This is a genomic window from Pseudomonas sp. LBUM1644 (assembly GCF_059716195.1).
On record NZ_CP166812.1, the window covers coordinates 2,649,876 to 2,671,975 of the forward strand.

General features: G+C 58.9%; 20 protein-coding genes and 2 pseudogenes. 8 read left to right on the top strand and 14 right to left on the bottom strand.

The window, feature by feature from the left end; translation table 11 throughout:
- Positions 1 to 176: 176 nt before the first annotated feature.
- Together ACA052_RS11930 and ACA052_RS11935 are read left to right on the top strand one after the other, a co-directional pair.
- On the top strand, positions 177 to 1,262 hold the full coding sequence (locus tag ACA052_RS11930) for a hypothetical protein (RefSeq protein ID WP_497649846.1): 1,086 nt from the start codon (positions 177 to 179) through the stop codon (positions 1,260 to 1,262).
- A 2-nt stretch (positions 1,263 to 1,264) separates the two neighbouring features.
- Complete coding sequence (locus tag ACA052_RS11935; RefSeq protein ID WP_497649847.1) at positions 1,265 to 1,618, top strand: DUF1428 domain-containing protein; 354 nt, start codon at positions 1,265 to 1,267, stop codon at positions 1,616 to 1,618.
- Positions 1,619 to 1,631: 13 nt separating this feature from the next.
- Here the strand turns inward: ACA052_RS11935 and ACA052_RS11940 are convergent, their stop codons facing one another.
- Positions 1,632 to 1,826 carry a hypothetical protein gene (locus ACA052_RS11940; protein ID WP_497649848.1) on the bottom strand — a complete coding sequence of 65 codons (195 nt, stop codon included), beginning with the start codon at positions 1,824 to 1,826 and terminating at the stop codon, positions 1,632 to 1,634.
- A 60-nt stretch (positions 1,827 to 1,886) separates the two neighbouring features.
- On the opposite strand from ACA052_RS11940, the gene thpR reads away from it, so the two are divergent.
- The gene (thpR, locus tag ACA052_RS11945; protein WP_497649849.1) at positions 1,887 to 2,426 is read left to right on the top strand and encodes an RNA 2',3'-cyclic phosphodiesterase; all 540 of its coding nucleotides are present in this window, start codon (positions 1,887 to 1,889) and stop codon (positions 2,424 to 2,426) included.
- Between the two features lie 229 nt (positions 2,427 to 2,655).
- Here the strand turns inward: thpR and ACA052_RS11950 are convergent, their stop codons facing one another.
- From ACA052_RS11950 to ACA052_RS11970, 5 genes are all read right to left on the bottom strand, one after another.
- Positions 2,656 to 3,753 carry a polyamine ABC transporter substrate-binding protein gene (locus ACA052_RS11950; protein WP_497649850.1) on the bottom strand — a complete coding sequence of 366 codons (1,098 nt, stop codon included), beginning with the start codon at positions 3,751 to 3,753 and terminating at the stop codon, positions 2,656 to 2,658.
- A gap of 153 nt (positions 3,754 to 3,906) precedes the next feature.
- On the bottom strand, positions 3,907 to 4,791 hold the full coding sequence (locus tag ACA052_RS11955; protein ID WP_497649851.1) for an ABC transporter permease subunit: 885 nt from the start codon (positions 4,789 to 4,791) through the stop codon (positions 3,907 to 3,909).
- Complete coding sequence (locus ACA052_RS11960; protein WP_497650311.1) at positions 4,788 to 5,669, bottom strand: ABC transporter permease subunit; 882 nt, start codon at positions 5,667 to 5,669, stop codon at positions 4,788 to 4,790. Before ACA052_RS11960 ends, ACA052_RS11955 begins: the two co-directional genes overlap by 4 nt.
- A gap of 29 nt (positions 5,670 to 5,698) precedes the next feature.
- Positions 5,699 to 6,841: a polyamine ABC transporter ATP-binding protein gene (gene potA / locus ACA052_RS11965; RefSeq protein ID WP_497649852.1), complete on the bottom strand. Its 1,143-nt coding sequence runs from the start codon at positions 6,839 to 6,841 to the stop codon at positions 5,699 to 5,701.
- A gap of 340 nt (positions 6,842 to 7,181) precedes the next feature.
- Complete coding sequence (locus ACA052_RS11970) at positions 7,182 to 7,943, bottom strand: gamma-glutamyl-gamma-aminobutyrate hydrolase family protein (protein WP_497649853.1); 762 nt, start codon at positions 7,941 to 7,943, stop codon at positions 7,182 to 7,184.
- A gap of 280 nt (positions 7,944 to 8,223) precedes the next feature.
- On the opposite strand from ACA052_RS11970, the gene ACA052_RS11975 reads away from it, so the two are divergent.
- From ACA052_RS11975 to ACA052_RS11995, 5 genes are all read left to right on the top strand, one after another.
- Positions 8,224 to 9,600, top strand: coding sequence for a glutamine synthetase family protein (locus tag ACA052_RS11975; RefSeq protein ID WP_497649854.1), 1,377 nt, complete (start codon positions 8,224 to 8,226; stop codon positions 9,598 to 9,600).
- Positions 9,601 to 9,790: 190 nt separating this feature from the next.
- Positions 9,791 to 11,281: an aldehyde dehydrogenase gene (locus ACA052_RS11980; protein WP_497649855.1), complete on the top strand. Its 1,491-nt coding sequence runs from the start codon at positions 9,791 to 9,793 to the stop codon at positions 11,279 to 11,281.
- A 57-nt stretch (positions 11,282 to 11,338) separates the two neighbouring features.
- Positions 11,339 to 12,625: an NAD(P)/FAD-dependent oxidoreductase gene (locus tag ACA052_RS11985; RefSeq protein WP_497649856.1), complete on the top strand. Its 1,287-nt coding sequence runs from the start codon at positions 11,339 to 11,341 to the stop codon at positions 12,623 to 12,625.
- Positions 12,626 to 12,850: 225 nt separating this feature from the next.
- A complete protein-coding gene (locus ACA052_RS11990) occupies positions 12,851 to 13,399 on the top strand; it encodes a cupin domain-containing protein (RefSeq protein WP_007895886.1) in 549 nt (182 codons plus the stop codon).
- A gap of 167 nt (positions 13,400 to 13,566) precedes the next feature.
- Complete coding sequence (locus ACA052_RS11995) at positions 13,567 to 13,851, top strand: hypothetical protein (protein WP_497649857.1); 285 nt, start codon at positions 13,567 to 13,569, stop codon at positions 13,849 to 13,851.
- 471 nt (positions 13,852 to 14,322) lie between these two features.
- Here ACA052_RS11995 and ACA052_RS12000 read toward each other — a convergent pair whose 3' ends face one another.
- The 8 genes and pseudogenes from ACA052_RS12000 to ACA052_RS12035 form a co-directional block, all read right to left on the bottom strand.
- Complete coding sequence (locus ACA052_RS12000) at positions 14,323 to 15,090, bottom strand: alpha/beta fold hydrolase (RefSeq protein ID WP_497649858.1); 768 nt, start codon at positions 15,088 to 15,090, stop codon at positions 14,323 to 14,325.
- Positions 15,091 to 15,321: 231 nt separating this feature from the next.
- Positions 15,322 to 15,492 (bottom strand): annotated as a pseudogene (locus tag ACA052_RS12005) (fructose-bisphosphate aldolase); the annotation flags it as partial.
- Positions 15,493 to 16,079: 587 nt separating this feature from the next.
- Positions 16,080 to 16,298, bottom strand: coding sequence for a PLD nuclease N-terminal domain-containing protein (locus ACA052_RS12010; RefSeq protein ID WP_497649859.1), 219 nt, complete (start codon positions 16,296 to 16,298; stop codon positions 16,080 to 16,082).
- Between the two features lie 177 nt (positions 16,299 to 16,475).
- Positions 16,476 to 17,890: pseudogene (locus tag ACA052_RS12015) on the bottom strand (purine-cytosine permease family protein).
- 339 nt (positions 17,891 to 18,229) lie between these two features.
- Positions 18,230 to 19,381, bottom strand: a complete 1,152-nt coding sequence (argE, locus tag ACA052_RS12020; RefSeq protein WP_497649860.1) for an acetylornithine deacetylase — start codon at positions 19,379 to 19,381, stop codon at positions 18,230 to 18,232.
- Positions 19,378 to 20,055, bottom strand: a complete 678-nt coding sequence (locus ACA052_RS12025; RefSeq protein ID WP_497649861.1) for a DUF1028 domain-containing protein — start codon at positions 20,053 to 20,055, stop codon at positions 19,378 to 19,380. The genes argE and ACA052_RS12025 overlap by 4 nt, the downstream gene beginning before the upstream one ends.
- A gap of 164 nt (positions 20,056 to 20,219) precedes the next feature.
- Positions 20,220 to 20,636, bottom strand: a complete 417-nt coding sequence (locus tag ACA052_RS12030; RefSeq protein WP_497649862.1) for a RidA family protein — start codon at positions 20,634 to 20,636, stop codon at positions 20,220 to 20,222.
- A gap of 21 nt (positions 20,637 to 20,657) precedes the next feature.
- Positions 20,658 to 21,968, bottom strand: a complete 1,311-nt coding sequence (locus ACA052_RS12035) for a flavin-containing monooxygenase (RefSeq protein ID WP_497649863.1) — start codon at positions 21,966 to 21,968, stop codon at positions 20,658 to 20,660.
- Positions 21,969 to 22,100 lie beyond the last annotated feature (132 nt).

Here is a 22,100-nt window from a genome sequence, read left to right on the forward strand (position 1 = left end):
ATTTTTCCGAGATAGCCCAAGAGAATGCGGTCAAATGTGGGAGCGGGCTTGCTCGCGAAGGCGGCCTTCAGGACGACATCACCCTCAGATAGATAGACACCGTCCACCTATACTCAAATCAGAATGTTTTTAACCACCGAATATCCTGTTCGGGGAACACACTAGGAACCACGATCTTGAACCTGCGTTCGCTGATCGTCGCCGTGTTGGTGGTGTTGGCGGGTTGCGCCACGCCCGTGCGCGCGCCGGTGGTTGAGGTGCAGGTGATCATTGCGCCAGACGTCTGGCAGCAAGTGGATCGGGAGATTGTCGCGGCGTCGCAATCGGCTACCGAGCAGACCAAAATCTACGCACGCGGCGCCATGGATTATTGGCGAACCCGTGTCTATCAATTGACTGAAGAGAACTTCATTCCCTGGTTCAGCAGCTACTGGACCCAGGAATGGCTGTCGATGAAGGTCAGCTGGTACACCATCAGCGCCAAGGGCGAGCAGGATGCTTCGTCCAAACACCTCGCGGCCTATTTGCTGGAGCAATACCAGGAACGCGTGCTGGCGCCGGTCGCGGTGGAGATCGATCCCGACCAGATTCTTGGCCTGGCAATGGCGTTCTACGTCGACATTCTTCAGGAAGAACTGCAAAAAATCTCCCAGCGTCACGGCGTGCCTATCGCTCAACTCAACGGCCGGATCCAGAAAATCCCCGCCATCGCCCTTGGGCCGCCACCGGCCCGCGATGCGTCGCTTTACCAGGTTGTGCATACCACGCCGCTGAATACGCTGCCAGCGTACGCGGCGCTGATCGACAAGATCCACGCCGCGGGCGGCGACAAGGGCGTTGGCGCGACCGACACGGCGATGGCGCCGGTGGCCAAGCGCGCCAGTCAACGAATGGAAGCCGAAATGGCCCCGCGCGGCGCGGCCAGTGCCGTGGCAGCGGCGGCGGGCAAACTCGCCGGTGGCTTGATTACCGTGGGGGTGGCGGGGATCCGCGCGATCATTCAGGCCGCCGACCGGCCGGACAGCGAAGCGCTGATTCGCAGCAGCCTGGGCAACACGTTCGATAAAGCGTGGACGAAACTGGTGCAAAACCCGACCACCGGCGTCATGGCGGGGACGCTGTACATGGCGGCACAAATCGAGGGCAACCTGGGGGGGAGTGCTGAAATACCGTCGGTCAGTTCGGGCAGTGGAGCGGTCGATTGGCGTCCCCCCGAATCGACTAACCAGCAGATCGACCCTCTACCCCCAGCAGGAGAATGACCATGTCCTACGTTGATGGCTGTGTCTTTGCGGTGCCTACCGCCAACCGTGAAAAATTCAAGAAACACGCCGAATCCGCGGCCGTGATTTTCAAAGAGAACGGCGCCCTGAGCATCGTTGAATGCTGGGGCGATGACGTGCCTGACGGCAAAGTGACCTCGTTTCCCATGGCGGTGAAACTCAAGGAAGACGAAACGGTGGTGTTTTCCTGGATCGTCTGGCCGGACAAGCCCACCCGCGACGCCGGCATGCAAAAGATGATGGCCGATCCGCGCATGCAGCAGGACGTCAACCCGATGCCGTTCGACGGCCAGCGGATGATCTTCGGCGGTTTTAACATCATTTTGAAAGCTTGAACACGCGACAGGATCACTCCGATGAAGGGGTGATCCTGCAACTCTTGCGATTGCGGATCTCACTGTCCGTCGGCCGCTCCCGGACGAACTCGAAACGCGGCTCACCTTCGCTATAGTGAACCAGCCAGCCCCAATCCAGCTCGGACTCATCCTGACCCGGTTGCGGTGGCATTGCCCACCATGGCTCTTTGCTGATGATCGCTCGCATGGCCTCGTCCCGTTGATGCGGTTGGTTCAACTATAACGTGCATGTCAGGAGGTGCCAGGCGTGAGCGACGAAACCGATGAGCCGTCGAAGCGGCTGTTTTTCGCCCTGAACTGCCCGCCGGAGCAACGCAAGGCCATTGTCCAATGGCGCAGTGCGCTACAGCTGCGAAGCGGGCGCCCGGTGCCGGCGGAGAACTTTCACCTGACCCTGATGTTTTTAGGCGCTGTGGGTGTGGCGCAGATTGCGGACATCTGCACGGCGGCCGCGAACATTCGAGTGCCGGGTGTGCCGTTGCGGGTGGCGCTTGATCGGCTGGATGCCTGGCGCAGGTCAAGCGTGTTGGTGCTCGCGGCGGAGCAGGCGCCGCCGGAGTTGCTGCGGCTGGTGTATGCGCTGGAACAGGCGATGTTGCCGTTCGGGTTTGAGGATTTGCCGAAGGAGTTTCGTCCGCACCTGACGTTGATGCGCGACTATCGGGCGCCGGTGCCTGAATCCGCGATGCCTCCCGAGTTTTTGCTGCGGGCTGATCGATTTGTGTTGTTTGAATCCCACAAGGGCCGCTATCGAGCGCTGGCCGAGTGGCCGCTCGTGCCAGCATAAAAAAAGGCGCCCGAGGAGGGCGCCCAAATTCACCTTAACCGAGGAAGCCAGGTGAGGCCGTTCATGAGAGAGGTGCAGCGGTGGTAAGGCGCTGCAAGAACGGAAAACAGGATGTACACAATCCCCTGTAGGAGCTGCCGAAGGCTGCGATCTTTTGATCTTTAAATGTCGCGTCAAAGAAAGATCAAAAGATCGCAGCCTTCGGCAGCTCCTACAAAAGCCGATCAGGTTACTTACCGAGCTTCACCCGCGTCCAACCCCGGGTCATCACCCGCTGAACACCAATCGGCATGTCCGGAATTGCATACAGCGTTGCCATCACTTCCTGCGACGGATACGACCCCGGGTCATTCCGGATCGCTTCATCCACCAACGGCGTCGCCGCGGCATTGGCGTTGCTGTAGCCTATGTTGTTGGTGATCTCGGCAATGATGTCCGGGCGCATCAGGAAGTTCATGAACAGGTAAGCATTCTCGACGTTCGCCGCATCGCGAGGGATCGCGACCATGTCGTAGAAACTGCCCGCGCCTTCTTTTGGAATGCTGTAGTCGATCTTCACCTTGTCGCCCGCTTCCTGAGCGCGAGCCTTGGCTTGCAGCACGTCGCCGGAGTAACCGACCGCCACGCAGATGTTGCCGTTGGCCAGGTCGGAGATGTACTTCGACGAGTGGAAGTACGCCACCGATGGCCGGATCTTCATGAACAGCGCTTCAGCCTCGGCGATCTGACCCTTGTCCTGCGAGTTCACCGGGTAGCCCAGGTAGTGCAGGGCAGCCGGCAGCATCTCCGTTGGCGAGTCGAGGAAACTGATGCCGCAGGCTTTAAGTTTCTCCGCGTTCTCCGGTTTGAACAGCAGGTCCCAGGAGTTGGTCGGTGCATGGGCGCCCAACACTTCCTTGACCTTCTGCGGGTTGAAACCGATGCCGATCGAGCCCCACATGTACGGGAAGGCGTGGCCGTTATCCGGGTCGCTGGCGGACGCGTTTTTCAGTAGGACCGGGTTCAGGTTTTTCCAGTTCGACAGCTTCGACTTATCCAGTTCCTGATAGACCCCAGCCTTGATCTGCTTGGCCAGGAAACTGTTAGACGGCACGACGATGTCGTAGCCGGATTTGCCAGCGAGCAGGCGTGCTTCAAGGGTTTCGTTACTGTCGAACACATCGTAGGTCACGCGAATGCCGGTTTCATCTTCGAACTTCTTGACGGTGTCCGGGGCGATATAATCCGACCAGTTATAGACGCGCAGAACCTTGTCATTGGCCTGGGCGCCCGTAGCCATTACGCCCAATAAGGACAGTGTCAGCAGAGTCCTGCCAAACATTTTCATCGGTACAACTCCATTCTTTTTCTATGGAACATAAAACCTGTGGCGAGGGAGGGGCGCCATCATCTTGTAGGAGCTGCCGAGTGAAACGAGGCTGCGATCTTTTGATTTTTTAAAAGCAAGATCAAAAGATCGCAGCCTGCGGCAGCTCCTACATTAGGCGGCGGCCCCAACCAACTGTTTCTTCGGTTGCTGCCAGGATTCGCTGGCGGTCTGGTCCATCGCTTCCTGGATCGCCCGTTTACGGGTGGCTTCAGCGCGGCGACTGAAATACCAGACCATGAACGTCACGATCGAAACGGCGAGCAGGATCAGGCTGGCCACGGCGTTGATTTCCGGTTTCACACCCAGACGCACCGCCGAGAACACTTCCATCGGCAAAGTCGTCGAACCCGGGCCCGACACGAAGCTCGCCAACACCAGGTCATCCAGCGACAGGGCGAACGACATCATGCCGCCAGCCGCCAGTGACGGCGCGATCATCGGGATGGTGATCAGGAAAAACACCTTGAATGGCTTCGCCCCGAGGTCCATGGCCGCTTCTTCGATGGACAGGTCCAGCTCACGCAAGCGGGCGGAGACTACCACCGCGACATAAGCGGCACAAAACGTGGTGTGGGCGATCCAGATCGTGACGATGCCACGCTCCATCGGCCAGCCGATCAACTGCGCCATCGCCACGAACAGCAGCAACAACGACAGACCGGTGATCACTTCAGGCATGACCAGTGGCGCGGTGACCAAACCACCGAACAGCGTACGGCCCTTGAAACGCGTGACGCGAGTCAGCACGAACGCTGCCAGCGTGCCCAGTGCCACGGCGGCAATCGCGGTGTAGCAGGCGATTTCCAGCGAGCGCACCACCGAGCCCATCAGTTGCGTGTTGTCGAGCAAGCCGGCGTACCACTTGAACGACCAGCCACCCCACACCGTCACCAGTTTGGAGGCGTTGAACGAATAGATCACCAGAATCAGCATCGGCAAGTAGATAAACGACAGGCCGAGCACCAGCATCATTTTTGAAAACCCGAAACGTTTCATCCCCGTGCCTCCATCTCTTTGGCCTGGCTGCGGTTGAACAGCAGAATCGGCACAATCAGGATCAACAGCATCACCACCGCCAGGGCAGATGCCACCGGCCAGTCGCGGTTGTTGAAGAACTCTTGCCACAACACACGACCGATCATCAGGGTCTCCGGGCCGCCCAGCAGTTCCGGAATCACGAACTCACCGACCACCGGAATGAACACCAGCATGCAGCCGGCGATGATCCCGTTCTTGGCCAACGGCACGGTGATTTTCCAGAAGTTGTTGAAGTTGCTCGAACCCAGGTCCGATGCGGCTTCCAGCAAGGTGCCGTCGTGCTTCACAAGGTTGGCGTACAGCGGCAACACCATGAACGGCAAGTAGGCGTAAACAACTCCTATATAGACGGCGGTGTTGGTGTTGAGGATCTCGATCGGGTGATCAGTCAGCCCGGTCCACATCAAAAACGCGTTGAGCAGACCGTTGTTGCTGAGGATGCCCATCCACGCATACACGCGGATCAGGATCGCGGTCCAGGTCGGCATCATGATCAACAGCATCAGGACGTTTTGCGTTTCCTTGTTGGCCTTGGTAATCGCGTAAGCCATCGGGAAACCGATCACCAGGCACATCAGCGTGCTGAAAAACGCAACTTTCAACGAGCCGAGGTAGGCCGAGATGTACAGCTCATCGTCGGTCAGCAGCAAGTAGTTGCCGACGTTCAAGAACAGCTGGAATTTCTGCTCGGCGTAGGTGTAGATCTCGGAGTAGGGAGGAATGGCCAGCGCCGCTTCCGAGAAGCTGATCTTCATTACCAGGAAGAACGGCAACAGGAAAAACAGGCACAGCCACAGGAATGGAATCCCGATGACGAGCTTTCGACCACTCGGCATCAGCCGCATGAACTGCTGATTGAGTGTGTTCATGAGCGCAGTACCACGCCGCTGTCGTCTTCCCACCACACGTACACTTTGTCGTCCCAGGTCGGACGCGCGCCACGGCGTTCGGCGTTGGCCATGAACGACTGCACGATTTTGCCGCCAGGCAATTCCACGTAGAACACCGAGTGACCGCCAAGGTAGGCGATGTCATGCACCTTGCCTTGGGACCAGTTGTAACGGGTGTCTGGTTGGGTGGTGCTGACCAGCATTTTTTCCGGGCGGATCGCGTAGGTGATCGACTTGTCCTGCACCGAGGTGCTGACGCCGTGGCCGACGTAGATCTTCTGCTCCAGATCCTTGCTGTGAATGATCGCGTGACCTTCCAGGTCCTCCACAACGGTGCCCTCGAAGGCGTTCACGTTGCCGATGAATTCGCAGACCATGCGGCTGACCGGTGCTTCATAAATGTCGACCGGGCTACCGATTTGCGCGATCCAGCCCAGGTGCATGATCGCGATGCGCTGGGCCATGGTCATGGCCTCTTCCTGGTCGTGGGTCACCATCACGCACGTCACGCCGACGCGTTCGATGATCTCCACCAGCTCCAGTTGCATCTGCGAGCGCAGCTTTTTATCCAGCGCGCCCATCGGTTCGTCGAGCAGCAACAGCTTCGGACGTTTGGCCAGGGAACGCGCCAGAGCCACACGCTGACGCTGGCCGCCGGACAACTGGTGAGGTTTGCGCTTGGCGTACTGGGTCATGTGCACCAGGCGCAGCATTTCTTCAACCCGGGCGTCGATTTCACTGGCGGACAAACGATCCTGCTTCAGGCCGAAGGCGATGTTCTGTGCCACCGTCATGTGCGGGAACAGCGCGTACGACTGAAACATCATGTTGATCGGCCGCTCGTAGGACGGCATGTCGGTGATGTCGACACCATCGAGCAGAATCCGGCCTTCGGTCGGGCGCTCGAAGCCTGCGAGCATACGCAGCAGGGTCGATTTTCCGGAACCGGAACCGCCGAGCAGGGCGAAGATTTCGCCTTGATGAATCTCGAGAGAGACATCGTCTACTGCGCAGGTTTCGTCGAATTTCTTGGTGACGCGGTCGACTTTCACCAGCACCTTTTTCGATGTCTGGTGACCTTCAAGAGCCTTCCTGTAAATGCTGGAGGCGTTTGCCATGTGAAACTCCCAACAGGTTTCAGTCGTCGGGCCAACGCGGCCTGACTTAATAGTTGATTGCAAGCCCAGGGCGGGTAACGCCGGCCACTGTAGGAGCGAGCTTGCTCGCGATGGACGCCAACGATAACGCGGGCTGTCTGAATGCCCGCGGTGTGCGGACGTCCATCGCGAGCAAGCTCGCTCCTACAGGGAATTGCGTTGCCGGTCCGTTCGGGCTTATTCGGCGCCGCCATCCTGGCTGCCTGGTGGTACTTGTTGTTATTGCAGTGTGTTGTTTTCGCAAGCGGTGGGCGCGCAAGGGCACGCCCGCCAGACTTGCGGGGGCAGAAAATGGTGTAAGTCAGCGGGTTTTTCGCAGCGCAGCCCGTCGCCGGCACGCATCGCCGAACGCCTGGAAAATACTCAAATAGGGCGGATTCGAAAGCACCTGCCATTCCGGGTGCCACTGCACACCGACGGCAAAGGTCGGGCTGTGTTCCACCGAAATTGCCTCGATCAAACCGTCCGGCGCAATCGCTTCGGCGCGCAGGCCAGGAGCGAGGCGGTCGACACCTTGGCTGTGAATCGAATTGACCTGGAACACCGGCGGCAACTCCAGCGCTTCGAACACGCCGCCCGGTTGCACCGTCACCGCATGCGCTGGAGCGTATTGCACCGCCAGCTCCGGGCTGTCCGCTTCACGGTGGTCGAGCATGCCCGGCAGCTCATGCACCTTTTGGTGCAGGCTGCCGCCGAACGCCACATTCATTTCCTGAAAGCCGCGGCAGATGCCGAGCACCGGAACGCCCGCCGCAATGGCCGCACGCAATAAAGGAAGGGTCGTGGCGTCCCGCGCCGGATCGTGATCCGTGCCGGGGGCGCTGGCCGGGCCTTGATAGTGGAAAGGTTCCACATTCGATGGCGAGCCGGTCAGCAACAGACCGTCGAGCTGCGCGAGCAGGTCATCGATTTCGGTCAGGTCGCCTAAGGAAGGAATGACCACAGGCAGCCCCAGAGCCGCGACGCTGACAGCACGCAAATACTTGTCGCCGCTGACGTGGTAGGGGTGCAGGCCAATCTGTTTGACGCATGCAGTAACGCCGATCAATGGCTTGAGTGCCATTTTTATCACCTCGAAGTTTCACACTTGAACGAGCTTTTCCGGAGCTTAGCCTTGTTGATTTTAATTAACAACTCTCATGTAAAAAATTCTAAACGCCGCACGTCTGATCTTCAGCGTTTACGCGGTGTGCAAGACTGATCTGGCACTCTCGTGCCCATAAAAGGCCCGAAAATAAAGGTTGAAAGGACAAGTGTTCGCTATTGACTTCACTTTGTCGTTCGGGTTGACTGGGCTCGCAACAAGGTAGTGAACATAATAATTAACAGCTAATAGGTGCATCATGTCGGTCCCTCTGCGTACCGTTCAACTCAACGAAGCAAACGCATTCCTTAAGAAATATCCTGAGGTTTTGTACGTCGACCTTCTGATTGCGGATATGAACGGTGTGGTGCGCGGCAAGCGCATCGAGCGCACCAGTCTTCATAAGGTTTACGAAAAAGGCATTAACCTCCCAGCGTCGCTCTTTGCCCTGGACATCAACGGTTCCACGGTGGAAAGCACCGGCCTGGGTCTGGACATCGGCGACTCTGACCGGATCTGTTTCCCCATCCCTGGCACCCTGAGCATTGAGCCGTGGCAGAAGCGCCCAACCGCTCAGTTGCTGATGACCATGCACGAGCTGGAAGGCCAGGCGTTCTTCGCCGATCCGCGCGAAGTGCTGGCCAATGTGGTGCGCAAATTCGACGAACTTGGCCTGACTATTTGCGCGGCATTCGAACTGGAGTTCTACCTGATCGACCAGGACAACGTGAACGGTCGTCCGCAGTCGCCACGTTCGCCGGTATCGGGCAAGCGTCCGGTATCGACCCAGGTGTACCTGATCGACGACCTCGACGAATACGTCGATTGCCTGCAAGACATCCTCGAAGGCGCGAAAGAGCAGGGCATTCCTGCCGACGCCATCGTCAAGGAAAGCGCCCCGGCGCAGTTCGAAGTGAACCTGCATCACGTCAATGACCCGATCAAGGCGTGCGACTACGCGGTGTTGCTCAAGCGTCTGGTGAAGAACATCGCCTACGACCACGAGATGGACACCACGTTTATGGCCAAGCCGTATCCGGGCCAGGCGGGCAATGGTTTGCACGTGCACATTTCGATTCTCGACAAAGAAGGCAACAACATCTTTGCCAGCGAGGATCCCGAGCAGAACGCCGCGCTGCGACACGCGATCGGCGGTGTGCTCGAGACCCTGCCGGCGCAGATGGCGTTCCTCTGCCCGAACGTCAACTCCTACCGTCGTTTCGGCGCACAGTTCTACGTACCGAACTCGCCAAGCTGGGGCATCGACAACCGTACCGTGGCCGTGCGTGTGCCGACCGGTTCCGCAGACTCGGTGCGCATCGAACACCGCGTTGCCGGCGCCGACGCTAACCCGTACTTGCTGATGGCGTCGGTGCTGGCCGGTATTCACCACGGCCTGACCAACAAGATCGAGCCAGGTGCCCCGGTTGAAGGCAACAGCTACGAGCAAAACGAGCAAAGCCTGCCGAACAACCTGCGCGATGCACTGCGCGAGCTGGACGACAGCGAAGTCATGGCCAAATACATCGACCCGCTGTACATCGACGTGTTCGTGGCGTGCAAGGAAAGCGAGCTGGCCGAGTTCGAGAACTCCATCTCGGACCTTGAGTACAACTGGTACCTGCACACCGTCTAACGACTGGCAAATAACCCTGTAGGAGCTGCCGCAGGCTGCGATCTTTTGATCTTGATCTTCGGCCGCTTCATGGGCGTCAAGATCAAAAGATCGCAGCCTGCGGCAGCTCCTACAGGGGGATTGCATTCCAGGTTTCAAATGACAGGCATCAGCCTGACGATCACTTATTCTCCTGCGTCGAGTCACAACCATGACAAACACTCGCAGCGACTGGGAACAACGCTTCCAGTCCTTAACCATCGAAGGCCGCGCATTCATCGACGGCCAATACTGCCCGGCACTCAGCGGCGACACCTTTGAATGCATGAGCCCGGTCGACGGCCGCTTCCTGGCCAACGTCGCCAGCACCGACGAAGCCGACGCCAATGCCGCCGTCGCCGTCGCGCGCCGCACGTTCGAATCCGGCATTTGGGCGCTGTTGGCCCCGGCAGAGCGCAAGCGCATCCTGATCCGCTTCGCCGACCTGATCCTGGCCAACCAGGAAGAACTGGCCCTGCTCGAAACCCTCGACATGGGCAAGCCAATCAACGACTCGATGAACATTGACATCCCGGCGACCGCCAACGCGATCCGCTGGAGCGCCGAAGCCATCGACAAGATCTACGACGAAGTCGCCGCCACGCCGCACGATCAACTCGGCCTCATCACCCGCGAACCCGCAGGTGTTGTCGCCGCCATCGTGCCGTGGAATTTCCCGCTGATCATGGCCAGCTGGAAATTCGCCCCAGCCCTGGCGGCCGGCAACTCGTTCATCCTCAAGCCTTCTGAAAAGTCGCCACTGACCGCGATCCGCATCGCGCAACTGGCGCTGGATGCCGGCATCCCGAAAGGCGTGTTCAACGTCCTGCCGGGCTACGGCCACACCGTCGGCAAGGCGCTGGCGTTGCACATGGATGTCGACGTGCTGGCCTTCACTGGCTCGACCGCGATTGCCAAGCAACTGCTGATCTACGCCGGGCAAAGCAACATGAAACGCGTCTGGCTCGAAGCGGGCGGGAAGAGCCCGAACGTGGTGTTCGCCGACGCGCCGGATTTGCGCGCGGCCGCCCAAGCGGCGGCCGGTGCGATTGCCTTCAACCAGGGCGAAGTCTGCACCGCCGGCTCACGATTGCTGGTGGAACGCTCGATTCGCGAGCAGTTCATTCCACTGTTGGTGGAAGCCCTGCAAGCCTGGAAACCGGGGCACGCCCTCGATCCGCAAACCACCGTCGGCGCGGTGGTCGATCAGCGTCAACTGGACAACGTGCTGCGCTACATCCAGGTCGGCAAGGACCAGGGCGCGCAACTGATCGCAGGCGGCAGCCGCACCCTCGAAGCCACCGGTGGCCTGTACGTGGAGCCGGCGATTTTCGACGGCGTGACCAACGCCATGACCATCGCCCGTGAAGAAATTTTCGGCCCGGTGCTGTCGCTGATCACCTTCGACACCGCTGAAGAAGCGTTGTCCATCGCCAACGACAGCATCTTCGGCCTGGCCGCCGGCGTCTGGACCAGCAACCTGAGCAAGGCCCACACCTTCGCGCGCGGCTTGCGTGCCGGCAGCGTCTGGGTCAATCAGTACGACGGCGGCGACATGACCGCGCCGTTCGGCGGGTACAAGCAGTCGGGTAACGGACGGGACAAATCGCTGCACGCGTTCGACAAGTACACCGAACTCAAAGCGACCTGGATCAAGCTCTAATACCTATAAAAAAAGCGACGGTCGCCGGCACGCTGCCGGCGGCCATCGGAGAAACGTATGAAACCAACAACACATGTAAACAGCTACTACGCCGCCACCCGCAACTTCACCGGCGACTTCCCGGTCCTGGAACAAGCGGTGGACTGCGACGTCTGCATCATCGGCGCCGGTTACACCGGTTTGTCCTCGGCCCTGTTCCTCGCCGAAGCCGGCTACAGCGTGACCGTGCTCGAAGCCGCCAAAGTCGGTTTCGGCGCCAGCGGTCGCAACGGCGGCCAACTGGTCAACTCCTACAGCCGCGACGTCGATGTCATCGAAGAACGCTACGGCGACAAAACCGCCGAAGTGCTCGGCAGCATGATTTTCGAAGGCGCCGACATCATCCGCCAGCGCATACAGCACTACGACATCCAGTGCGACTACCGTCCGGGCGGCATCTTCGCTGCGCTGAACAAAAAGCAGCTCAAAGGCCTGGCCGAGCAGAAAAGCAGCTGGGAACGCTACGGCAACAAGAACCTGAAAATGCTCGACGCGGCGGACATCAAGCGCGAAGTAGGGTGCGACAACTACATCGGCGGCCTGCTCGACCTGCAGGGCGGCCACATCCACCCACTGAACCTGGCCCTTGGCGAAGCCTCGGCCATCATCGGCCTGGGCGGCAAAATCTACGAACAATCGGCGGCGGTGGAAATCACCTACGGCGAACCGATCACCGTACGCACCGCCAAAGGCGTGGTCCGCGCCAAGTACTTGCTGATCGCCGGCAATGCCTACCTGCCGCAAGACCTCGACAACCGCGTGACCCGTAAAAGCATGCCGTGCGGCTCGCAAATCGTCGTCACCGAACCGTTGTCGGAAAAGGTTGCGCGCAGCCTGATCAAGAACAACTACTGCGTCGAAGACTGCAACTACTTGCTCGACTACTACCGCCTGACCGCCGACAACCGCCTGCTGTACGGCGGCGGCGTGGTCTATGGTGCGCGTGAACCGGACGACATCGAGCAACTGATCAAGCCGAAAATCCTCAAGACCTTCCCGCAACTCAAGGACGTGAAAATCGACTACCGCTGGACCGGCAACTTCCTGCTGACCATGTCGCGCATGCCGCAATTCGGCCGCATCGAAAAAAATGCCTACTACATGCAAGGCTACAGCGGCCACGGCGTCACCTGCTCGCACCTGGCCGGCAAATTGATCTCGGAAATGATCCGCGGCGACGCCGAACGCTTCGACGCGTTCGCTTCGCTGCCGCACATGCCAATGATCGGCGGCCGCACCTTCCAGGCCCCGCTCACCGCCATGGGCGCCGCGTACTACGCGCTGCGCGATCGGTTCGGGATCTAATCAGCGCTATCCCTGTAGGAGCGCGCTTGCTCGCGATGGTGTGTCAGTAAACGTCTCTATAGCTGACACACCATCGCGAGCAAGCTCGCTCCTACAGCAACACCACCAAACGTGATTTAATACCCGACTTTCAAATATCCGGGACAGGGAAGCGGTACTTTCGCGGCCAAAAGTCGCCCGCCATCCACCCCCATAACCCTTAAGTATTCTTCGCATAAGGCTGTCATGGACACGGGCTCACGACTCAAATTAGTACGCGAAAGCTACAAACTCTCCCAGCGCGAGCTGGCCCGGCGTAGCGGCGTCACCAATGCCACCATCTCCCTGATCGAACAAAATCGCGTCAGTCCCTCCGTCAGCTCCCTGAAAAAACTACTCGAAGGCATACCGATGTCCTTGGCGGACTTCTTTACCTTTGACCAACCGCCACGCGAGCATCAATACGTGTTTCGGGCGAATGAACAGCCGGATCTTGGGCGTCATGGGCTGCGGTTGTTGCTGATTGGTGCTTCGGTGCCGAGTCGGCAGATGCGCTTGTTGCGCGAGCAGTACGCGCCGGGGGCGAGTTCGGGGGAAGAGCCGATTGTGCATTCGGAAGGGGAGGAGTGTGGGTTGGTTACTCGTGGCACTGTTGAGTTGACTGTTGATGGGCAGATTAGTGTGCTGAATGCTGGGGATGGGTATTACTTTCCGACGACGTTGCCGCATCGGTTTCGCAATATTGGGGCGGATGAAGCGGAAATCATCAGTGCTAACACTCCGGCTAACTTCTGATGGTGAAGCGATGGCTTTTCGGCTCAACGCAGGCCTAAGCGGACGCGAAACATCCTTTCAAGAAAGACTAGAAAACCTGCTGGGCCAGAAGCGGCGCCGCGCTCGACGCCCGCTGGGATGTATGATAATTGTTGGTTATAGCTACCAGGTGTTAGCCGGAGTCAGACATGTCTCGTAAAAAAGAGAAGCTCCCCAAGACTGAAGCACAGATAGTCGCGCAGGAATCCACGATTCCCTCGATTGCAGCCAAGGCATTCAGGGATGCCTACAACGTGGCGCTTTCAAAAGGGGAGTCCGTGCTCGTGGTTCGTGAAGGTAATTTGGTTAAAGTCTCTAGCTCCGAGAGCGTAGTGCTTCGCTCAGTCGAGACCTACGGGACGATCAAGGCTGGTACTCGGCTGAAGGTCAAGAAGTCTCGGCAGGGGGAAGTCGTTCCTCAGCTTCAAGCTTGAGTACGCCTAGAGTCAGAATTTTCGCTGGTCCAAATGGCAGCGGAAAGAGCACGTTCAATTCGAAAGTCCCTGCTCATTTACTCGTCAACTACGTCAATCCTGATGCAATTGAGTTGGGTATTCGTGAGACGGGTACGTTCGACTTTGCTCAGTTCAAGCTCCAGGCTTATGTGGATCGCGCGATACCTTTTATGCGTGCTAGTGGATTCCTTGCTAAATACTCTGAATCCCTCGCTAGGCTCGATGATGTATTCATTGAAGAGGGGCTGCTTGTTTTTCCGTCGCGACAGATCGACTCGTACATTGCCTCAGTGCTTTCTGACTTCATTCGGGTATCGCTGATCCAGGAGCTTGCTAGCTTCACCTTCGAAACCGTAATGTCAGATGTCAGTAAAGTTGAATTGCTGCGGCAAGCGCGATCAGCTGGTTACCGGGTATATGTGTATTACGTAGCTACTGCTGACTCTGACATCAATGTGGCGCGCGTCGCCTATAGAGCCGCAAACGGTGGGCACGACGTTCCTCTGGAAAAGATTCGATTGCGCTACAAACGGTCCTTGGAAAACTTATCTGCGGCCATTTTGGTGTCAAATCGAGCGTACATCTTCGACAACTCCCAGGATGGCGAATCAAGTTTCGCCCCATCATGCCTTGCCGCCACCAGTTCCACCGAATGCCTTCCGAGATCTCCGCGCCAGGGCGATTAAATCCATAGAAAGGCATCGTAATATCCAGGTAGAACTGTGAACGAAGGTTCGCCGTGCCTTCCCGGATGCCGTCGATCACATCCATCGGTACTCCGTCAGGGTTCTTCTCCGACTTCATGAAGAGCGGAGGAATTGCGCTGATGAGTACGGCCTTGGTTACGCGTCCCTTGCCGTACTTGGCCACATAGCGAGTCACCTCACCGCCACCCGTCGAGTGTCCGATATGGATCGCGTTCTTGAGATCAAGCTTCGCGACGACCGCAGCTACGTCGCTGGCATAGGTATCCATGTCGTGGCCCTTATCGGTCTGTGTCGAGCGCCCATGTCCCCGGCGATCGTGAGCAATGACCCGGTAGCCTTGACTGAGAAAGAACATCATCTGAGCGTCCCAATCGTCAGCAGAAAGTGGCCAGCCGTGATGAAAAAAAAGTGGTTGGCCGGTGCCCCAATCCTTGTAGAAAATTTCGGTGCCGTCGGCAGTGGTGACGAATGAACTGCCCGTATTCGATTCTCTGCTGTCTTGCTGAGTCATCTCATTACCTCTCATTCGATAGGTGAAGAAGCTCTAACCATTCCGATGGGAATGCGGGACTTCAGGCTGCGACCCACGTTCAAGTTGGGTGGCTTTACAATTTAGTTTGGAAGCTATTGGTTTTCAGAATTTGGTTAGATTGTTTCGAAGCAAAACCTGTGTCTTGCGATGTGCTTTCAGCAATGTAAGCGGCCATAATTTCCGGGTTGTCGAGGAAGCGGGAAGCTTCGTGACGCTGGTGCAGCCCATGAGCTGGAGGTAGGGGAGGACGGCGCTGAGTCGTTCGCTGACGACGTTGTGGAGTTCGCGGATTGGGGCGTGGCTGTCGATTACTAAAACGGGGTAATCGGTGGCGAATTGGGACATGGGGGTGAAGCGGCGTGGCGGGTTTTGGGTTGTCATGGTGATAGTCCTAGAAAGATGAATCACAACCGACATTACCAATGCACAGACGGAAATCGGCTGTGTGTGGAGGTCGGTACTCGGTGTCTTCTTTTTAGGGCTGCGAAACCCTGTCTCTGATAGTTGTCAGTGACGGAGCAAACTATAAGCGGCGATTTTGGTGTCTGCAAACGGGTGTGTAGGACGCCTACTGGGGTTTTGTAGCAGCTGGCGAAGCCTGCGTTCGGCTGCGTAGCAGTCGCCAAATCAGAAGTCGCGGTGTGTCAGATTAGCCCTGCACGCAGAATTTACGGCTGCTGCGCAGCCGAACGCAGGCTTCGCCAGCTGCTACGGGAACGGGTTTATGTTTAAAAGTATGGCAGGAGCTGGGGCCGCTTCGCGGCCCAACGGGGGCAAGCCCCCTCGCCACAGTGGGTCAATTCCTACACGATTTTCGGACGTCAGGATCAAAAGATCGCAGCCTTCGGCAGCTCCTACACGAGGAGGGTGAGTGATTTTGAATGGGTGTGTCAGTTCAAAACTAAAAAGCCCCGAGTTATCGGGCTTTGTTTTTTCAGGCTGTGCGGTTTCCGCATTGTAATCGCGGATCATTGTCTGGCCTGCGGTGAATGCGGATTCGGATTGGTGTGCTTCGGTCCCGCCACTGCCCACGCGATCAGACCGAATAGCGGCACAAATACGATGACTACCATCCATACGAGTTTGTTGCTGGATTTGCCTTCGGCTTTGCGCACTTTGTTGATTGCCCAAAGCTCGACCAGTATGAGAACTGCGGCGAGTACGATCCAAATGGTTTCGGTTTGCATGGGTTGCCCTCCTGATGGTCATTCAGTTAGGTGAGTGAGGGCTGGTAGGGTTCATTAAATTTTTGAGCTACCAAAGGTTTTAAGATCAAAAGATCGTCCGAACGCGGCCCGAGCCTTCGGCAGCTCCTACAGGTGTTGGGGCAGTCCATGGGATTTGGGCTGCCCCGGTGTTTTTGGTTAGACGCTGGTGGCGAGTTTGCCGATTGAGAGGCGGCGTTTGTACGCCGTGTCGCGGTTGGCTAGCCAGTAGTAGAGCGGCGAGGTGATGAGCAAGCCGACCAACCAGGACAGGTCAGCGCCGTTGATGTGTTCGGAGATGGGGCCGACGTACAGCGGCGTGTTCATGAAGGGGATCTGCACGGCGATTCCGATTGCGTAAGCCAACAACGCCTGCGGGTTGTACCGGCCATAGATCCCGCCATCAACCTTGAAGATCGAGTTGATGTCGTACTGACCTTTGTGAATGGCGTAGAAGTCGATCAGGTTGATCGCGGTCCACGGCACCAGCACCACGAGCAGCACCAGGACCATGTCGACGAAGTGGCCGATGAAGTTGGCGGAGGCGCCCACGGCGGCGAAGCAGCAGGCGCCCAGGACGATGACCGAGAGCACGGCGCGGCTTTTCGCGGTGGGAATCCAGCGGTAGGCGAAGGTTTGCACCAGGGTGATCAGCGACAGCACGGCGCCGTAGAGTTGAGGGCGTTGTGGCTGATGACGCTGAGCAGGAACAGCACGAGCATCAACGGGCCGATGGAGCCGGTGGCGAGTTTGACGGCGTCCATGGTGTCCATGCCAACGGGTGTGGCGAGGACGGCGACAGCGCCGAAGATGAACGAGAGGCTGGAGCCGAGCACGGTGCCCAGATAAGTGGTCCAGAACGTTGCGGCGACGGGCACGTTGGCTGGCAGGTAGCGCGAGTAGTCGGAGACGTACGGCGCGAAGGCGATTTGCCAGAGCGCGGCCAGGGAGACGGTGGCGAGCCATCCGGAGATGTTGAAGCTGCCGCGGGTGAGGAAGTCGGCGGTCTGTACGTGGGTGAAGATGTAGCCGAACCCGAGCACGATGCCGGCGCCAAGCACCCAGGTGCCGATGCGGTTGAGCACGTGGATGAAGCGGTAGCCGATGATGCCGATGATGCCTGAACCGAGGGCGCCGATGACGATGCCCACCGGTACCGGCACGCTGTCGACCACGCCGTGCAGGGACTTGCCGGCGAGGACGATGTTGGAGGCGAAGAAACCGATGTACATGATGCCGGCGATCAGCACCACCAGCAGCGCGCCGAGGGAGCCGAACTGGGCGCGGCTCTGGATCATCTGCGGGATGCCCATCTGCGGGCCTTGCGCCGAGTGCAGCGCCATCAGCACGCCGCCGACCAGATGGCCAACGAGGATGGCGACGATGCCCCACACCAGGTTCAGGTGGAACATCTGTACGCCGAGCGCGCCGGTGACGATGGGCAGCGGGGCGATGTTGCCGCCGAACCAGAGGGTGAACAGGTCGCGGGTTTTGCCGTGGCGATCTTCGGGCGGCACGTAGCCGATGGTGTGTTTTTCGATGAGCGGGGCGGAGGTTGTTGCTGCGGTAACCATGACGGACTCCAAGGCAATTTGAGTACGTGGACGTACTTCGGTGAGCGCTGCGTGGGGGCGACGCTTTTCTTGTTGGAGTCGATGATGTGCTGTGGGGGCGGATAGATAAATTAGTAAGTTTGTGGGTATAGACGTTAAAAAAAGTAGGTCGGATGGGGGCGAGGATGGGTGGTTTTAAGGCGGTCGCGCGCGAACTCATGCGCCGAGGTTATCCCTGTAGGAGCTGCCGAAGGCTGCGATCTTTTGATCTTGATTTTTGTTTTTAAAGGCAAGATCAAAAGATCGCAGCCTTCGGCAGCTCCTACAGGGGCGGTGTTGCGCGGCGGTGAATCGGGATGATTATTGGGTGATCGATATCAGCATCCGTTGCAGCATCGCGTCGCAGCCGTTGAGCTGTTCGAGGCTGACGAACTCGTCGGGTTTGTGGCCTTGATCCATGCTGCCGGGGCCGCAGACGACGGTGGGGATTCCTGCTGCGTCGAACAGGCCGCCCTCGGTGCCAAACGCCACGGTTCCAAACTCTCGGGAACCGGAAAATGCAGCGATCAATTCAGCCGCTTCGCTGTGTGCATCTGTCGCCAAACCGGGATACGCCGACAGCTCGCTGAAGTGGATTTCGCTCTGGTCACTCACGGCACGCATCCGCGGGAGTAGTTGTTGCTCGGCATAGGCCTTCAATTCCTGCGCAACTTCGCTCGGATCCTGCGAGGGCAGGGCGCGGATTTCGAAGTCGAAGCGGCAATCGGCCGGGACGATGTTCAAGGCTTTACCACCCGAAATCATGCCGGTTTGCACGGTGCTGAATGGTGGATCAAACCGCGCATCGTGATGCTCGGGGGCTTTTAGCCGGTGGCCGATCCGCCCCAGTTTACCGATCAGTTCAGCCGCGTATTCAATCGCGTTGACCCCCAGCGGCGCGTACGCCGAATGGCATGCTTCACCATGAATATCGCAACGCATCGCCAGTTTGCCTTTGTGCCCGAGCACCGGTTTCAGTTCAGTGGGCTCGCCGATGATGCACAGCATGGGTTTGACCGGACGCTTTTCCAGCTCTGCCAGCAGCGAACGCACGCCAAGGCAGCCGACTTCTTCATCGTACGAAAGCGCGATGTGCACCGGCATGCGCAACGACGCGTCCACCAAGGAAGGAACCAGCGCAAGCACGCAAGCGATGTAGCCTTTCATGTCTGCCGTACCACGCCCATACAGCTTGCCATCGCGCTCGGTGAGTTCAAACGGCGCAACCGTCCACGGCTGACCGTCGACGGGCACCACGTCGGTGTGCCCCGACAGCACGATGCCCGGCAACTCCACCGGGCCGATGGTGGCGAACAGATTGGCCTTGCTGCGCTGCTCGTTGTAGACCAGCTCGCAAGGTACGTCGAAGTCCGCGAGATAATGACGCACGAACTCGATGAGCTGCAGGTTCGATTCGCGGCTCGTGGTGTCGAACGCCACCAGCGTTTGCAGCAACTCGCGGCTGGTGCTCATCGGTCGTCTCCGGCGACGCCGTAGCCCGGGGATTTGTCGGGGGCGAGGGCGCGGTCGATGTAGTCCTGGACTTGCGGGCGGTAGGCGTCCCACAGCTTTTCCAGCTGGCCGACTGGATCTTCGTCAGCCCAATCCACCCGCAGGTTGATGATCGGCCAGGTCAGTTCGCCCACCACCACCATCGCCGCCGAATGCACCGGCCCGGCTTCGCCACCGGCGGCGATGGCGGCTTTCATCGCGGCGAGCAAGCGGTCGGCCAGTTGACCTTCGCCGTGCTCGAATGCGTGGACCATGGCTTCGATCACACCACGGTCGGCGAGCATGTTGCCGGCGGCGACGCATTGCTCGCCCGACACCGCGTTGTGGTTGCCGAGGGTTTGCGTGCCGCTGAAGTGCGCGGTCTGGCCGAGGTGGTCGATGGCAGTGATTTGGCGGTATTGGCTGTAGCCGTTGCGGGTCAACACCGTGTCGAGCGCCTCGGCGGGCGCGAGGCCTTGCTCCATGAGGGCGAGGACCTCCGGGCCGAGGGATGGCAGGGTGATGTTTTGCGTGGAGACGGCGCCGACCCCCGGCAGCAGCCATGGGCAACGGGCGCCGACGGCGATGCTTGAGGAACTGATCGCAATGCCGAATTGGCCGGTTTCGGGGCAACGGGCGGCGATGGAGAAGGTCATGGGTTTTGCTCCTTGGTTTGCCTGGGCGAAAAGGGTGTCTGGGCGGGCCCCTTCGCGAGCAGGCTCGCTCCCACAGTAGATTTGTGTCATGCACAAATCCTTGGTCGCTGAAGATCCCTGTGGGAGCGAGCCTGCTCGCGAAGGCCGCGACGCGGTGTGCCTGCTTACTCAGGAATCACCGCAATCACATCAATCTCCATCAACCACTGCGGCTGCCCGAGCGCCGACACCACCAACCCTGTCGAGATCGGAAACACGCCCTTCAACCACTTCCCAACCTCCTGATAAACCGGCTCGCGATACCGCGGGTCAATCAGGTAAGTGGTGGTTTTAACGATGTGGCTCAGATCACTGCCAGCCTCTTCCAGCAACTGCTTGACGTTGCGCATGGCTTGCTCGGCCTGCGTTCGCGGGTCACCAAGACCCACCAGGTTACCCTCGAAATCAGTCCCGACCTGGCCACGAACATAAACGGTGTTGCCCGCCCGGACCGCTTGGCACAGGTCATTGTCCAGGCTCTGGTTCGGGTAGGTTTCCTTGGTGTTGAACATGCGAATACGGGTATGGGTTGGCGTGGACATCTGAAGCTCCTACAAGGGAAATTAAGCGCTGACCGTGGTTTTATGGGCAACCGGGGCGACTTCAGCCTCGCGTTGTGCCGCATCGTGGTAGTCGAGATAAGAGCGCTGGATGGCGATGTGATCGGCCACGTACTTGGCGTCGTGCCATACGCCCCAGATGAACGAAGACCCACGACGCGACTGCCACGGCAAACCGAGGAAATACACCCCTGGCTCGCTCGACACGCCGCGCTGATGCTGCGGCCTGCCCTGGTCGTCGAAGGCATCGACCTTGAGCCAGCTGTAATCCGTGGCAAAACCGGTGGCCCAGATGATCGACGTCACGCCAGCCTTGGCCAAATCGAGTTCAAGGATCGGCTGGGTGACGCAGTCAGGATCGGGGAAGGTCTGGCGTGCTTCCGGTTCTTCCGGCAGATCCAAGCCATTGCGTTCGATGTAGGCATCGGCCGCATTCAGCAGTGCCAGATAGTTCTCATCGCCACGCGCCAGGTTCTCGGCCAGGTTTGGCTGGAACGTCGCCACGCTTCCGTTGAACGCCTGGGTCAGGCCGACCAGCGTCATGCCGCGATGGGCGAGGCCACGGAAGTCCACGGTGCGGCCGCCATGTGCGCCGCTCACCGCGATGGTCACGTGTTCCCGGCCCGGCTTCATCGCCGCTTGATCCCACTCGCCGAGCACACCCAACCACCAACAGAAATCACGGTTGCGATAGGCGCGAGGAGGGCGGTCGTGGGCGCCGACGGACAGATAGACCTTCTTGCCGGCGCGCTGCAATTCATCGGCGATCTGCACCCCGGACGAGCCTGCGCCCACCACCAGCACGGCGCCTTCGGGTAATTGTGCCGGGTTGCGGTAGTCGGCGGAGTGGATCTGCAGGAAGGGTTGCTCTTTCGGTGCAATCGGCGGGATGACCGGACGCTGGAAAGGCCCGGTGGCCGCTACGACGCGGTTGGCCTCGATCACGCCTTCAGAAGTTTCAACGGTGAAGCCCGGGCGACCGACATTGCGCTCAACCTTCAGGACATCTACGCCGGTGCGGATCGGCGCGTTGAATTTCTTCGCGTAGGCTTCGAAGTAATCGGCTACGCGTTCTTTTGGAGCAAACTCGTCGGGGCTGAGGTCGTCAAAATCCAGGCCTGGAAAGCGGTCATGCCACGCCGGACCATTCGCCACCAGCGAATCCCAACGCCCGGTGCGCCAGCGCTCGGCAATACGGTTGCGCTCCAGCACCAGGTGGGGCACGCCAAGTTTGCTCAAGTGTTCACTCATGGCCACGCCAGCCTGACCGGCGCCAACAATCAGCGTATCTGTTTTTATTTTCTCAGTGGTCATCTCTATACCCTTCGAGTTGGATTTAGGTCGCTAGCGGCCTGCCATTTCTTGGGCTCAAGACTAGGGATCACCCTGGTATCGGTAAAATATTATTAAGCTGGCATTTGAGTATAAATAACTGATGCAGAGCGT